The organism is Paenarthrobacter sp. UW852, assembly GCF_024608385.1.
In the GTDB taxonomy this organism is placed as follows: Bacteria; Actinomycetota; Actinomycetes; order Actinomycetales; family Micrococcaceae; genus Arthrobacter.
This window is the reverse complement of sequence record NZ_JAMSGY010000026.1, coordinates 1-383: the sequence shown is the minus strand read 5'-3', so window position 1 is coordinate 383 and position 383 is coordinate 1. Positions and strand designations below refer to the sequence as shown.

Annotated in this window: 1 pseudogene; it reads left to right on the top strand. The window is 60.6% G+C overall.

Features of this window, described 5'->3' with window-relative positions:
- A pseudogene (locus NEK97_RS19795) lies at window positions 1-383 on the top strand (lipoyl synthase); the annotation flags it as partial.

Here is a 383-nt window from a genome sequence, read left to right as displayed (position 1 = left end):
GCACCTGAAGGCCGTAAGTTGCTGCGCGTTGAGCAGCGTAACTCGGCGGTACCGGTTGAACGTAAGCCTGAGTGGATCAAGGCCAAGGTCCAGATGGGTCCTGAGTTCGTCCAGCTCAAGAACCTGGTGAAGAAGGAAGGGTTGCACACGGTCTGTGAAGAGGCCGGTTGCCCGAACATTTTCGAGTGCTGGGAAGACAAGGAAGCGACGTTCCTGATCGGCGGGTCCGAGTGCACCCGGCGCTGTGATTTCTGCCAGATCGATACCGGCAAACCCTCCCCGGTGGACATGTTCGAACCCACGAAGGTGGCCCGCTCGGTGCAGGCCATGCAGTTGCGGTACGCCACGGTGACCGGTGTGGCCCGTGATGACCTGGCCGATGA